Annotated in this window: 14 protein-coding genes and 1 pseudogene; 8 read left to right on the top strand and 7 right to left on the bottom strand. The window is 53.6% G+C overall.

The genetic code is table 11. The annotated features are described in order from the left end of the window. Positions 1-24: 24 nt before the first annotated feature. Positions 25-1,206 (bottom strand): MFS transporter TsgA, encoded by a 1,182-nt coding sequence (gene tsgA, locus E1B03_RS24360; protein WP_133087056.1) that lies wholly within the window; start codon positions 1,204-1,206, stop codon positions 25-27. A 264-nt stretch (positions 1,207-1,470) separates the two neighbouring features. Here tsgA and ppiA point away from each other — a divergent pair, with 264 nt between their 5' ends. The 5 genes from ppiA to argD all read left to right on the top strand — a co-directional run bounded on the left by ppiA (position 1,471) and on the right by argD (position 4,807). Beyond that, positions 1,471-2,043: a peptidylprolyl isomerase A gene (gene ppiA / locus E1B03_RS24355; protein ID WP_003023595.1), complete on the top strand. Its 573-nt coding sequence runs from the start codon at positions 1,471-1,473 to the stop codon at positions 2,041-2,043. 106 nt (positions 2,044-2,149) lie between these two features. Continuing rightward, positions 2,150-2,317 (top strand): YhfG family protein, encoded by a 168-nt coding sequence (locus E1B03_RS24350; protein WP_003827708.1) that lies wholly within the window; start codon positions 2,150-2,152, stop codon positions 2,315-2,317. After that, positions 2,307-2,909: a putative adenosine monophosphate-protein transferase Fic gene (locus E1B03_RS24345; protein WP_103769599.1), complete on the top strand. Its 603-nt coding sequence runs from the start codon at positions 2,307-2,309 to the stop codon at positions 2,907-2,909. The genes E1B03_RS24350 and E1B03_RS24345 overlap by 11 nt, the downstream gene beginning before the upstream one ends. Positions 2,910-2,940: 31 nt before the next feature. Then, on the top strand, positions 2,941-3,504 hold the full coding sequence (pabA, locus tag E1B03_RS24340) for an aminodeoxychorismate synthase component 2 (RefSeq protein WP_103769600.1): 564 nt from the start codon (positions 2,941-2,943) through the stop codon (positions 3,502-3,504). A gap of 85 nt (positions 3,505-3,589) precedes the next feature. Beyond that, a complete protein-coding gene (gene argD, locus E1B03_RS24335; protein WP_103769601.1) occupies positions 3,590-4,807 on the top strand; it encodes a bifunctional acetylornithine/succinyldiaminopimelate transaminase in 1,218 nt (405 codons plus the stop codon). A 95-nt stretch (positions 4,808-4,902) separates the two neighbouring features. Here the strand turns inward: argD and E1B03_RS24330 are convergent, their stop codons facing one another. Together E1B03_RS24330 and crp are read right to left on the bottom strand one after the other, a co-directional pair. Continuing rightward, positions 4,903-6,990, bottom strand: coding sequence for a YccS/YhfK family putative transporter (locus E1B03_RS24330; protein WP_103769602.1), 2,088 nt, complete (start codon positions 6,988-6,990; stop codon positions 4,903-4,905). Between the two features lie 51 nt (positions 6,991-7,041). Further along, positions 7,042-7,674, bottom strand: coding sequence for a cAMP-activated global transcriptional regulator CRP (crp, locus tag E1B03_RS24325; protein WP_000242758.1), 633 nt, complete (start codon positions 7,672-7,674; stop codon positions 7,042-7,044). Between the two features lie 308 nt (positions 7,675-7,982). Between crp and E1B03_RS24320 the strand changes: the two genes are divergently transcribed. Continuing rightward, complete coding sequence (locus E1B03_RS24320) at positions 7,983-8,387, top strand: OsmC family protein (protein WP_043018552.1); 405 nt, start codon at positions 7,983-7,985, stop codon at positions 8,385-8,387. A gap of 98 nt (positions 8,388-8,485) precedes the next feature. Here the strand turns inward: E1B03_RS24320 and E1B03_RS24315 are convergent, their stop codons facing one another. The 4 genes and pseudogenes from E1B03_RS24315 to E1B03_RS24300 form a co-directional block, all read right to left on the bottom strand. Then, entirely contained in the window at positions 8,486-9,355 is an 870-nt protein-coding gene (locus tag E1B03_RS24315; protein WP_003827751.1) for a phosphoribulokinase, read from the bottom strand. A 53-nt stretch (positions 9,356-9,408) separates the two neighbouring features. Next, on the bottom strand, positions 9,409-9,627 hold the full coding sequence (locus E1B03_RS24310; RefSeq protein ID WP_003023615.1) for a YheU family protein: 219 nt from the start codon (positions 9,625-9,627) through the stop codon (positions 9,409-9,411). After that, positions 9,624-10,692: pseudogene (locus tag E1B03_RS24305) on the bottom strand (hydrolase). Before E1B03_RS24305 ends, E1B03_RS24310 begins: the two are co-directional and overlap by 4 nt. 35 nt (positions 10,693-10,727) lie before the next feature. Then, on the bottom strand, positions 10,728-11,447 hold the full coding sequence (locus E1B03_RS24300; protein ID WP_103769604.1) for an NUDIX domain-containing protein: 720 nt from the start codon (positions 11,445-11,447) through the stop codon (positions 10,728-10,730). 191 nt (positions 11,448-11,638) lie between these two features. Between E1B03_RS24300 and prs the strand changes: the two genes are divergently transcribed. Together prs and E1B03_RS24290 are read left to right on the top strand one after the other, a co-directional pair. Then, a complete protein-coding gene (gene prs / locus E1B03_RS24295) occupies positions 11,639-12,499 on the top strand; it encodes a ribose-phosphate diphosphokinase (RefSeq protein ID WP_133087055.1) in 861 nt (286 codons plus the stop codon). A 14-nt stretch (positions 12,500-12,513) separates the two neighbouring features. After that, positions 12,514-14,004: a nicotinate phosphoribosyltransferase gene (locus E1B03_RS24290; protein ID WP_133087054.1), complete on the top strand. Its 1,491-nt coding sequence runs from the start codon at positions 12,514-12,516 to the stop codon at positions 14,002-14,004. Positions 14,005-14,193: the final 189 nt, after the last annotated feature.

Below are 14,193 nucleotides of genomic sequence, written 5' to 3'. Positions count from 1 at the left end.
CGTGGATACCATCCGGCAGTGAGATTAATGCGTTGCTGGGGCGTTATGCTGGCGGTGGCGCGTGACGAACCCAAGAATAAAGCACATCACGAATACGACGGCATACAAGCCGTTAGCCGTCTGCAATGCTGCCTGCGGACCGCTGTGCGCCACGATAGGGCCGGTTACCACGAACGTGAGCATAGTACCGATGGTGCCGCAGGTCAGAACGAAGTTAACCAGTTTAGGTGATGCAACCTTCGTCTGCTGGGAGCCAAGGGTAATAATGGTGGTATAAATCGCGCTGGAGAAGAAGCCCAGTGTCAGAATAAACCACGGCATATGCTCCGGCGTACCGGTGATAAACAGATACATCAGGACGGTGGCCAGACCCGCCAGTACGGTCAGGATGCGCTGCAAGTCGAAGAAACGCAGAATAAAGCTAAACGCCCACATGCCAACCATGTAAGACATCCAGAAGTCGCTGACCAGTTTACCCGCATCGTTCAGGCTCATGCCCAGGCTTTTGGCGTATTCCGGCACCCAAGAGATGAAGCCCAACTGCCCGAGGATGTAGCACAGCGCGGCGATCGCCAGGAACAGCACACCAATACCCCATTTTTCTTTCACGACAGGCGCGTCCGGTTGCTGCGCGTGTTTGCCCAGCGCCGGGAATTCGCAGCCGAAGGTCAGCAGGAAAATGGCGACGTATACCAGGCCGATGCAGGCATAGACCCAATACCATTCGATACTGCGCGCTAACAAGAACGCGGCCACCATCGGGAAAATCATGCCAGCCATGCTGAAGAAGGAATCAGTAAACAGCAGGCGGGAACCGCGCTGGCGACCTTCGTACATTTGAGTCACCAGAAACGTACCAATCGACATAGTGATACCGCTCACCAGACCAAGAACAAACATGGCGGCAGAGAACAAGGCCAGGCTATGGCTGAGCATCAGTCCTGCGACCGCCAGAACCATCAGGATAAAGCCAAAGCGCAGCTGGGTTTTCAGGGGCACAATTTCCATCAGCCAGGCGTTCAGGAAGATAGAGATCAGAATGCCGGCATTCAGGAAGGTGAAGGTGTTACTCATACTGGAAACGGGCAAATGGAAGTACTCTGCGATGTTTCCCATCACCATCCCGGTGACAATTACCAACGCGCCTGTCAGGGCGTAGGAGAGAAAGCTAATCCATGTGAGCTTGATGCGATTGCTGTTAGTCATGACTGGCCTGTATAGAAGTGGAAGGCGCAATGATTGCGCCGTGAGCGGGCAGATTTTAGGCGCTTTAGTGATGCATTTAAATGTTTATTGGTAATTACCTGCGCCGTTACATTTTTTTATGTGATCTAGATCGCATTGGATCTTAAGACTATAAGGTTACATTTGTTTCAGGTACGTAAAATTAAGTAAAGGGATGGCCTTGTTCTTGAAGGCTCTTTAGAATCAATTCACTTGCTTCATTTCTGCTCTTGTTAAGGAATTCTCATGCTCAAATCGACTCTGGCGGCTGTTGCAGCTGTTCTCGCTCTTTCTGCTCTTTCTCCCGCAGCACTGGCAGCAAAAGGTGACCCGCATGTCCTGCTGACAACCTCTGCCGGTAACATTGAGCTGGAGCTGAACAGTCAGAAAGCCCCGGTTTCAGTGCAAAACTTTGTCGATTATGTCAACAGCGGTTTCTATAACAACACGACGTTCCACCGCGTGATCCCTGGCTTCATGGTGCAGGGCGGCGGTTTTACCGAGCAGATGCAGCAGAAGAAACCTAACCCGCCAATCAAGAATGAAGCCGATAACGGACTGCGCAATACCCGTGGCACGATTGCCATGGCGCGCACAGCGGATAAAGACAGCGCGACCAGCCAGTTCTTTATCAACATTGCAGACAATGCGTTCCTCGATCACGGCCAGCGCGACTTTGGCTACGCTGTCTTCGGTAAAGTTGTGAAAGGTATGGATGTTGCGGATAAGATCTCTCAGGTCCAGACCCATGATGTCGGTCCTTACCAGAATGTTCCGTCAAAACCGATTGTTATCCTGTCTGCCAAAGTCCTGCCGTAATCGTATTTTGCGCGGGCAGTTCTCGCCCGCGTTTTCTCCCTTCTCTGCGTAACCCGAAATTGCTGCTTATACTTGTGGCAAGTGTCGGCTCATTCAGGGAGGTCACGTGAAAAAACTCACCGATAAACAAAAGTCCCGGCTCTGGGAACAGCGGCGAAACGCTAACTTCCAGGCCAGTCGGCGTCTGGAAGGCGTGGATATTCCACGGGTTACTCTGAGTGCTGAAGACGCCCTGGCGCGTCTTGAAGAGTTGAGGAGGCACTATGAGCGATAAATTCGGTGACGGACGCGACCCCTATTTGTATCCGGGCCTGAATGTCATGCGTAACCTTCTGGGGATCCATCAGGCGCAGCGTCTGGCGCAGGCGGCCTATGAACTGACGGCGCTGCGTGCGGCCACTATCGAACTGGGTCCGCTTAAGCGTGGCTTGCCACACCTATGCGCCATTCACCGCCAGCTGTATCGGGATATTTTTGATTGGGCGGGTCATTTGCGGGAAGTCGATATCTATCAGGGCGATACCCGTTTTTGCCATTTCGCTTATATCGAGAAAGAGGGCAATGCGCTGATGCAGGACCTGGAAGACGAGTCCTGGCTGGTGGGATTATCGAAAGATAAGTTTGTCGATCGTCTTGCGCACTATTATTGCGAAATCAACGTCCTACATCCGTTTCGTATTGGCAGCGGTCTGGCGCAGCGTATTTTCTTCGAACAGTTAGCGATTCACGCCGGGTATATATTGAACTGGGATGATATCCCGGTTGAGCAGTGGAACCTGGCTAATCAGAGCGGGGCGATGGGTGACCTGTCTGCGCTGCGGGCGATATTTCGTAAAGTGGTAAGCGAAGCCCCGGAAACTGAGTAGAATAGCGCGGTTCTTATGTACCGGAGCCGCCATGATCCTGCTTATCGATAACTATGATTCTTTTACCTGGAACCTGTACCAATACTTCTGCGAACTGGGCGCTGATGTCCTTGTCAGGCGCAACGATGAGCTGACGCTGGCGCAAATCGACGCGCTGAACCCGCAAAAAATCGTCATTTCTCCTGGACCCTGTACGCCGGATGACGCCGGTATCTCACTGGATGTCATTCGTCATTTTGCCGGGAAGATCCCCCTGCTGGGGGTTTGTCTTGGTCACCAGGCGATGGCGCAGGCCTTTGGCGCGACCGTGGTTCGGGCGGCAAAAGTGATGCACGGTAAAACTTCGCCGATTACGCATAACGGGAAGGGCGTTTTTCAAGGGCTCAATAACCCATTAACGGTGACGCGCTATCACTCTCTGGTGGTCGCCCCCGCGACGCTTCCCGACTGCTTTGAGGTAACGGCCTGGAGTGAAACGCAGGAGATTATGGGCATTCGCCACCGTGAGTGGGATCTGGAAGGGGTGCAGTTTCACCCGGAGAGTATTCTCAGCGAACAAGGGCATCAGCTGCTGGCTAATTTCCTCAATCGCTGATTTGTGGTTGCTATTCAGTGATTTTTTATTCATATTTTGTGATTATAATTTCACTGGCGTTTCTGCTTAACAGGGTGGTAATGACATGGCAACTGAACAAACTGCAATTACGCGCGCGACATTCGATGAAGTGATTCTGCCGATTTATGCACCGGCTGAGTTTATCCCGGTAAAAGGGAAAGGGAGCCGAGTGTGGGATCAACAGGGCAAAGAGTATGTTGATTTCGCGGGCGGTATTGCAGTTACCGCGCTAGGGCATTGCCATCCGGCACTGGTTGAGGCGTTAAAAACCCAGGGCGAAACCCTGTGGCATACCAGCAACGTTTTCACCAATGAACCCGCGTTACGCTTAGGCCGTAAAATTATTGATGCGTCCTTCGCCGAGCGCGTGCTGTTCATGAACTCCGGTACCGAAGCCAACGAAACCGCCTTTAAGCTGGCGCGCCACTATGCCTGCGTGCGCCATAGCCCGTTCAAAACCAAAATTATTGCCTTCCATAATGCGTTTCACGGTCGTTCGCTGTTTACCGTTTCTGTCGGCGGACAGCCGAAATACTCCGACGGCTTTGGACCAAAACCGGCGGATATCATCCATGTACCGTTTAACGATCTGCACGCGGTCAAAGCGGTGATGGACGATCACACCTGCGCGGTGGTGGTTGAGCCAATTCAGGGGGAAGGTGGCGTCACTGCGGCAACGCCGGAATTCCTGCAAGGTTTGCGCGAACTCTGCGATCAGCATCAGGCGCTGTTGGTATTTGATGAAGTGCAGAGTGGGATGGGGCGTACCGGCGATTTGTTTGCCTATATGCACTACGGCGTGACGCCGGATATCCTAACCAGCGCGAAGGCGCTCGGCGGCGGTTTCCCGGTGAGCGCGGTGCTGACCACCCAGGAGATTGCCTCCGCGTTCCATGTGGGTTCCCACGGGTCCACCTACGGCGGTAACCCGCTGGCCTGCGCAGTAGCGGGCGCCGCGTTTGATATCATCAATACGCCGGAAGTGTTGGGAGGTGTTCAGGCCAAACGTCAGACGTTTGTCCAGCATTTGCACAAAATTGATCAACAGTTCGATATTTTCAGCGATATTCGCGGCATGGGCCTGCTGATTGGTGCCGAGTTGAAGCCGCCGTTCAAAGGCCGGGCGCGCGATTTCCTCTATGCCGCCGCGCACGAAGGAGTGATGGTGCTGAACGCCGGGCCGGACGTGATGCGTTTCGCGCCGTCGCTGGTGGTAGAGCAGGCGGATATCGATGAAGGGATGCAGCGTTTCGCGCAGGCGGTAGCGAAAGTCGTTGGGTGATGGATTGCCGGATGGCGGAGCGAGCGCCTTATCCGGCCTACAGGGTAAGGTGTGATTCGTAGGCCGGATAAGCGTAGCGCATCCGGCAGTCGATCTTAACCTTTCATATCCCGCAACCGACGGCTCAGCCAGATCCCGTGGTGCGGTCGCTGACGCCATGCTACCGACGAAATGGTGTGCATGGTGTTCAGATGTCCCAGAACCCGTTGCAGATGCTGCTCAAGAGTGCTTAACGGACCGTGGGACAGCATCTCCGGCGCTTCGAGAATATTCACATCGCCCGAGCTTCCCGGTCCGTCATACTCCAGCCGCTGCTGACAGCGCTGAAGCGCAATTTCACAGGACTCCAGATACCGCTGTGCCAAATCTGGCGTCAGCATCGTATGCTCCCTTGCCAGCGTAGTCATCGCGTTGATGTGTTCGACGATGAACTGGCTGTGCGTGACCCACAGTTTCATGTCCGCCAGGTAGTGTGAGTTGAATCCTGGCTCCTGCATCGCCTGGTTCAGTGAGTTGAACAGCGTGTTATGCGCCTGGTTGACCCGCATGCGTTGATACGCCAGCGGCGTGGCTTGCGGATCGTTGCTGAGGATCAGACGAATGGCCTCCTGGTCGGCTTCTAACGCATCGTGGGCGTTCTTACGCAACAGACCGCTCTGCCACTGCGGCCACAGCCAGAGCGTTCCGCCAAAGGCGATTAAGCAGCCAATGACCGTATCGACAAACCGCGGCACGATAAACTGTTCCCCGTTCAGCGTCAGCAGTTGCAGGGTGTATACCGCCGTAACCGTAAAGCCTACTGTAGCCCAGCCGTAGTTTTTACGGATGATCAGATAGCTCACCAGGGTTATCAACAGCATGCCCGCCAGCGTGAAACCTTCCGGAATATGAAAGTGCAGCGTGACGCCGGCAATGACCAGTCCAACGAGCGTTCCTACCGACCGATGTAAGATGCGCACCCGGGTCGCCCCGTAGCCATTTTGCGTGACGAACAGGATAGTCATTAAAATCCAGTAAGGTTTTGGCAGGTGTAAGGCGCTGCCCATTAGGCTGGCGATACTCAACATAACGCTGATGCGCCCGGCATTGCGCAGCGCAGGGGATTTCAACGACAGATAGTTTTTCAGGGCTGGGATCAGCGGCAAACGACGCTGCTTGTCAGCCATCAAGTCACGGGCATACAACGGGCGCTGGGTGCGTAGCACGCGGGCAATACGGCTGAAGTGCCAGTAGCAAAACTGTCCCACCGGATTGTCCGGATGCTGGTTGGCGATTTTCTCCAGCGTGCCAATCTGTTTTTCCATCGAGAAACGGGTCGGCAAGCGGTGATACAAAATATCATCGGCCAGTACCCGAAGGCGTTCGGCGACGGTTCGCGCGTTCCAGCGAATCACCTGCTCCGCGTGGCTACGTTCGACCAGCTTTTGCACCTCTTCCGGCTGGTGGAGGCTAACGGAAATATGCTCTTGTAAGTCGAGCGCCTCCTGAAAGGCACGGAGCAGGCGCTTGTAATCGTTGTTGCGATGCGCCGACAGCATATGCATTTGCTGATAGCACTGGGTAATCAGGTCCACCGCTTTTTGTTGGCGAACCAGCAGAGGAGGCAGCGCTTTTTCTGGGTCGGCATGCTGGGTCAGCATGCTGTACTTGGCTTCACAGTAATCGGCTAATTCACGATACAACAAGCTGAGCGATTCACGGAGCGGCTGCTCGCGCCACATCCAGAACCAGAACCAGTTGAACAGGCCATACCATAACGTGCCCAGCGCGTAGATCAGCAGCGGCTCCCAGACGGGCATGTTCCCGGCCAGGCTTAGCGTGAAAATCGCCGCGATAAGCGAGGCTGGCAGCAGTCGCGCATGCAAAGGGCTAAGCTCGGCGGTTACGCCAAGAATCAGCGTCAGGCCGGTGAGGATAAGCGGTAGCGGTATATCTTTTGCCAGCAGCAACTGCATGATCAGACTGCATCCGGCAAACAAAGACGCGCCAATAGCTAAGCGTTTGAAAAAACGCTTATGCGGAGTATCAAGACCGGCAATATTGCAACAGGCAGGGACGAGGGAGAAGAGGAGTCCCAGATGAAGTTGACCGATGATCAGACCAACGGCCACAGGTAAACATAGCACCAGCGTCTGCCGTAGTGCGTAGTTAATCTCTGGGTGGTATATCAGTCTTCGCCACATCGGTATAAACAAAAGTGGCGCATTACTGAGTAACGCGCCACTTCGATGGGGTTAACGGGTGCCGTAGACGACGATGGTCTTACCGTGTGCGGAGATCAGGTTCTGATCTTCCAGCATTTTCAGAATACGACCGACGGTCTCACGGGAGCAGCCAACGATCTGGCCGATTTCCTGACGGGTGATTTTAATCTGCATGCCGTCCGGGTGGGTCATCGCGTCAGGCTGTTTCGCCAGATTCAGCAGAGTCTGCGCGATACGACCAGTAACGTCGAGGAAGGCAAGGTTGCCGACTTTTTCAGACGTGACCTGCAGACGACGAGCCATCTGAGAAGACAGGCGCATCAGAATATCCGGGTTGACCTGAATTAATTGGCGAAATTTTTTGTAGGAAATTTCAGCGACTTCACATGCGGTTTTGGCACGTACCCAGGCGCTACGTTCCTGACCTTCTTCGAAGAGGCCTAATTCACCAATAAAATCGCCCTGATTCAGATAAGAAAGGATCATTTCTTTCCCTTCTTCATCTTTGATCAGCACTGCCACTGAGCCTTTAACGATGTAATACAACGTTTCCGCTTTTTCACCCTGGTGAATCAGCGTGCTCTTCGATGGGTACTTATGAATATGGCAATGAGACAAGAACCATTCGAGAGTCGGGTCTGTTTGCGGTTTGCCAAGCACCATGCGCGGTTATCCTCTGTTATAAGCTGTCTCCAGAGCCAGAAAACGACGCTGCCTCTGGGTTTGCAAAAATGTGCTTCCCGCTACCTGGGAAGGGGGCTACTAAAAATATACTGCAGCCTGTAATGTGATGTCCTCTGCATACATGCAGTACGTCAATGTATTACTGTAGCATCCCGACTGTTTTAGCATAGCTTTCGCCGTGTGTCTCCTGGTGTCTCGCTTCAGCATGACGCAGGTCGCCTTCCGTTGCGAGAATTGTTATGTGCGCGTAATCTGTCAGGAAAATTGAAACATTGGAGTTACGAAATATGCAAGCGCGTGTAAAGTGGGTTGAGGGGTTAACCTTCCTCGGTGAGTCTGCCTCTGGTCACCAAATTCTGATGGACGGTAACTCCGGTGATAAAGCGCCGAGCCCGATGGAAATGGTATTAATGGCGGCGGGGGGCTGTAGCGCAATTGATGTCGTGTCGATTCTGCAAAAGGGGCGTCAGGATGTGACCAACTGCGAAGTGAAGCTGACCTCAGAGCGTCGTGATGAAGCGCCGCGCCTGTTTACCCACATCAACCTGCATTTCATCGTAACGGGTAACGATCTGAAAGATGCGTCTGTCTCCCGCGCCGTCGATCTTTCAGCAGAAAAATACTGTTCCGTGGCGCTGATGCTGGAAAAGGCGGTGAACATTACCCACTCCTATGAAGTGGTTGCCGCGTAATTCCTGATGCCGGATGGCGGCATTGCCTTATCGGGCCTACGGGATGAAGTTGATTCGTAGGCCCGATAAGCGAAGCGCCATCGGGCACTTTCCACGCCTTACTCTATCTTTTTGCCTTCCATCAGTCGCTGGACCAGCGGCAGCATAATCAATTCCATCGCCAGACCCATTTTACCGCCCGGCACGACCAACGTATTGATATGGGAAATGAATGAGCCCTGCAGCATGGCCAGAAGCCACGGGAAGTCGATCCCTTCCAGGTTACGAAAATGAATCACGACAAAGCTTTCATCCAGAGACGGAATACTCTTGGCGGCAAAGGGATTAGAGGTATCGACGGTCGGTACGCGCTGGAAGTTAATATGCGTCCGGGAAAACTGCGGCGTGATGTAATTGATGTAATCGTCCATTGAGCGCACCACCGAGTCCATCACCGCTTCACGCGAGTGTCCGCGCTCGCTGGTATCCCGGGTCAGCTTCTGGATCCATTCCAGGTTTACGATAGGCACCACGCCAACCAGTAGATCGACATGTCGGGCCACGTTTTGTTGTGGGGTCACGACGCCGCCGTGCAGTCCTTCATAAAACAGGACATCCGTCGGTTCAGGCAGCGGCTGCCAGGGCGTGAAAGTCCCCGGAACCTGGTTCCACGGTACGGCTTCATCGTAAGTGTGTAGATATTTTCGCGACTGGCCTTTGCCCGTCTGACCGTATTCGATGAAGGTTTGCTCCAGCAGGCCGAAGTCATTAGCTTCGGGGCCGAAATAGCTGATATGCCGCCCGGCATCGCGCGCTTTGCGAATCGCCATGTCCATTTCCGGACGGGTATAGCGATGAAAACTGTCACCTTCCACCTCGGCGGCGCGCAGATTTAACTGCGCGAAAATTTTACGAAACGCGAGGCTGGTGGTGGTGGTCCCCGCGCCGCTGGATCCTGTTACCGCAATCACCGGATGTTTGGCAGACATAACAACTCCATGAAATGGTTGTAATTATAGTAAAGTCGGCCGGCGGCTACGGATTACTCGTGAATCTGCTTCCTCGGCATAATGTTGACCGTTTCATGCAGTTCGGACCACACCAGCACGGCTTCACCTGATTGTAGTTGGCGTTTGACGTCGGCGACTTTTTGTTCGAGCGAGCGTTCATGTTCACCATAATCGGTGCCTTCGCGCAAGACAAAGCTTTCAATCAGATTGTCCAGCGCGTCCGGGGAGATATCTTGCCAGGGGATAATCATGATGATGCCTCCAGATACGTGGTCAGCCAGTCCGGGATTCTGGATTCCAGCCACATCTCTGGATGGCGCACCGTGCCGCCAATGAATCCGACGTGGCCGCCGTGTTCAGTCAGTTGATATTCCACCTGCGAGGGCAAGTTTTCCGGGGTAGGGATCACGTGATGATCCATAAACGGATCGTCCTTGGCATGGATAATCAGCGTGGGTTTGGCGATCTGGTTGAGCAACGGCATGGCGCTACACTGACGATAATAGTCTATAGCATCGGCGAAACCGTGGATTTTGGCGGTGATCAGATCGTCAAAATCACGAATGCGACGCAGAGATTTCAATTGGGCCAGACTCACCGGCAGCGAGCCTGGATAGGCCTCAAGCTTACGCGAGGCATTGGCTTTCAACAGATTGAGCAGGTAGCGCTGATAGACGCGGGAAAACCCCTTGTCCATATGGTAACTACAGGCTTCCAGCACGAAAGGTGCGGAGACGATAACGGCGGCATCAATTGGAATCTCGTTGCCTTCTTTTGCCAGCAGGCAGGCCAGCATGTTCCCACCGAGGGAATAGCCTACCGCAGCGGTCGGCACGCGACCAAACTCACGCTCCAGCCAGTGTAAAAACCAGGTGCCATCTTCTGTTTCACCGGAGTGATAAATACGGTTCAGACGATTGGGTTCACCGCTGCAACCGCGAAAATGCATTACCACGCCCAGCCAGCCGCGCTTTTGCGCCGCTTCAATCAGGCCATGTGCGTACGGGCTGTTCAAACTGCCTTCCAGACCGTGAAAAACCACCAGGCGCGGTTTGTGTTTCGCCTGTTGCGGATCTTCACTCCACGCCAGATCGACAAAATCACCATCGGGCAATTCCAGACGCTGCCAGTGGGCGTCGAACTTCACCTTGCGGCGAATTAAGCGCGGCAGCATCGTCTGCAGATGGCGGTTACTGATACCGCGCATCGGGCGGAATTCTCGCGAATCGTCGGTAGGTGGGGTCATTTCTGTAGACGTGATTTCAACCATAACACCAGAGCAATTAATAATCGGAAAGAATAACTATACCGCGCACAGCGCGTGCGGGTTAGCCAATATGTGATTTTGTCGCTAGTCAGTCAGCAGGTTACGCGAGAAAAGATGAAAATCGACGTCGGGTTTGCGTCGCCACAAGCGAGCTTTACGCGTCCCTGTCGCCATGCTTTCTCCGGTATCTTCAAACATTCCTGACGCTTCAAAGCGGCGAATCAGACTTTTACGCTGGATCGACTGACCAAGGATAACCTCGGTGGCTTCGAGCAGTTGCCCATGGGTAAATGTCTCCGGCAAGCAGTATACGGGCAGTAGCGAGTACATCGTTTTTTGCCGTAAGCGATGCAGTGCCGCCGTAATGATTTTCTCGTGATCGAACGCGAGTGAATAGTTTTTCAACTCGTCAACCGGCACCCAACGGGCGTTACTGACGCTGGCAATATGCGGCGCGCAGTCTACCCAAGCGATTAGCGCAAACCAGGTGACCGTCAGGCTCCAGCCGCGCGGGTCTCGTTCTGGCCCGGAGAAGGTATCCAGTTGTTCCAGCCACGAAGGCGAAACGCCCGTTTTTTCAGTGAGTTTGCGTAGCGCGGTGGCGCGGGTTGAATCATCGTTTTCGATATCAATAAAGCCACCGGGTAATCCCCAACGTCCCTTTTGCGGTTGGTTTGCCCGCTCGACCAGTAATACGCACAGCGCCTGCTGATGCAGGGTAAATAACACGCTATCTACCGTCACCAGAGGTGAAGGGAAGCGGCTGGCGTCGTACTGATTCAGGTAGTCGGCTTCGGTGGTCATAAGGTACTCACGATGATTTGTAACGCTGACAAGTGTACCAGCCCGGCACCGGGGGGCAAGGTTCGTTTTTTATCATTACTTATCAGTGGATTATCTGTCGTTCTAAAAATAATGCATTTTATGCTTGCTTAATATGTGTCTTAAGGACATTATTAATTGTGTCGAAGGGACACAATTAAGGGGTGGGAGCGATGAGCGTAAAACTGACATTAACTTTGGACGACCAGGCCTACGCAGTTGCCAGCGGTGTTTTTCCTGATGGCGCCGGCTGGTTGAAAGTCACCGATACACTGCCATCGTTTGCTCGTCTGATGCGCATCCGCGCGGTGGCAATGCGAGATATGAACGATTTTATGCTGCTGGCGCAGCTGGTGGAGGCGGTTCGCCATCAGACCGATGTGCTGGTCAGCCATCTCGAACTTCCCTGGCTGCCGTGGGCGCGTCAGGACCGGCATATGGTGGCGGGTGACAGTTTTGCGCTGAAAGTCTTCGCCAGTCACCTCAACACATTGAAATTCGACAAGGTCAAGGTGCTCGACCCACACAGTGACGCGGCGGCTGCGGCAATCGACAACCTGGTGGCAATTGGGCAAGAACGATGCCTGTTGCAGAGCGCGACCTTATCGCATTTGTTTCAGCAAAACGCGCTGATGCTGGTTGCCCCCGACGCGGGAGCGTTGAAGAAAATTGATACTGTTGCCAGAGCTGCCGGCGTGGAGGAGTACGCCATTCTGAGCAAGAAACGTGATGTGGCAAGCGGCAAGCTAACGGGATTTGCGTTAATGGCCGGAGACGTCAGGGGACGGGATCTGCTGATTGTTGACGATCTGTGCGACGCAGGCGGTACGTTCATTGGTTCTGCACAGGTACTACGCGACGCCGGTGCCCGCAGCGTCAGCCTGTATGTCACCCATGGTCTTTTTTCTAAGGGCATTGAACACCTGTTTGCGAACGGTATTGATGCTATCTACACCACCACCTCTTTTGCTGCCCCGACGCTGGAACATCCGCAGCTTGAGCTTATCGACATTGACGCGATTTACCGCGCCTGAGGGAGATGCTGATTATGAAAATGAACCCGATTCTGGCTATCGACGGCTACAAAGTTTCTCACCGCGTACAATATCCGCAGGGAACCAGCCGCGTGTATTCCAACTTTACCCCGCGTAGCGATCGCTTTTTCTCCTCGCCGTTGGCGGATGGCAAACTGGTATTTTTTGGCCTGCAGGGATTTTTGCAGTGGTTTTTAGTCGACCTGTTTAATGAGGCGTTTTTTGCCCGTCCGGAAGACGAGGTGGTTAGCGAATATAAACAGGTCATGGACAGCTATCTCGGCAAAGATGCGGTGGCGGTGGACCATATCCGTGCCCTGCATCAGTTGGGCTATCTGCCGCTACATATCAAAGCGCTGGATGAAGGCAGCAAAGTTCCGATGGCGGTGCCGGTCTTAACCATTATCAACACCAAACCCGAGTTTTTCTGGCTGGTGAATTACCTGGAAACTGTGCTGTCGGCCGAGCTGTGGAAAGCGTCAACCAACGCCACGATTGCTCACCACTATCGCAAAATCTGCACGCGCTGGGCACAGAAAACCTGTAGCGACCTGACGCACCTTGACTTCCAGTGCCATGACTTTTCCTTCCGCGGCATGTCCGGGTTGCAGGACACCATGCAGGCGGGTAGCGGGCATTTGTTAAGCTTTAAAGGGACCGACAGTATTCCATCTTTGCTGTACGCCCGCGATTACTACACCGACGGCGAACCCTATTTTATCGGCGCCAGCATTCCGGCTACCGAGCACAGCGTGATGTGTATGGGTGAGCGCGAGCATGAGATTGAAACCTTCCGCCGCCTGATTGCCGATCTCTATCCGCAGGGATTTGTATCGATAGTCTCCGATACCTGGGACTACTGGCAGGTGCTGACGGAATACACCCGCGAACTGAAGAACATCATTCTGGCCCGTGAAGGGCGAGTGGTATTCCGTCCGGATAGCGGTAATCCGGTTGAGATTCTGTGCGGTACAGGTGCGAATGAGGATACCCGAGCCGATCGTACGGCACAGGAGAAAGGCTCTGTGGAGGTGCTGTGGGAGATATTTGGCGGCACGGTTAACGCTAAAGGCTACAAGGTGCTCGACCCACATGTGGGGCTGATTTATGGCGATTCCATCACCCTTGAGCGGGCGAATGAGATCCTGCGTCGTCTTGAAGCGAAAGGATTTGCCAGTTCAAATGTGGTGTTTGGCGTGGGTTCCTTTACCTATCAGTACAACACGCGTGACACCTTCGGTTTTGCAATGAAAGCGACGTGGGGAGAAGTCGATGGCAAAGGCCGGACGATTTTCAAAGAGCCGAAAACCGATAATGGCTTAAAGCGCTCTGCCCGCGGTTTGCTTCGAGTAGCACGTGATGAGCTGGGGGAATTGCGCCTGCATGATGAACAAACATGGGAGCAGGAGCAGGAAGGAGAGCTGAAAACCCGTTTTCTCAACGGCAAGCTGTTTAACCGTGAACATTTTGAAGATATCCGCCAGCGTCTGGCGACACACAGGTAATTTCCCGCCAGCGGGTAGCGTTACCCGCTTCTTCCTCCCTCCCTCGTGAATTGATCATCGTCACAAATGGTTACTTCAATTATTACTCTCAGGCTAATGATTCTTTCCTACGCTTAATTGATGACTTTCTCACCAGGGTGCACACTCTTTCCAGTGTTAAGCAATCAAAATGATTAGCTGAATCAGGAG

It is taken from the genome of Citrobacter arsenatis, from assembly GCF_004353845.1.
Lineage (GTDB): Bacteria > Pseudomonadota > Gammaproteobacteria > Enterobacterales > Enterobacteriaceae > Citrobacter > Citrobacter arsenatis.
Note: the sequence above shows the minus strand (reverse complement) of the source record. Positions and strands in the feature narration are given on the sequence as shown.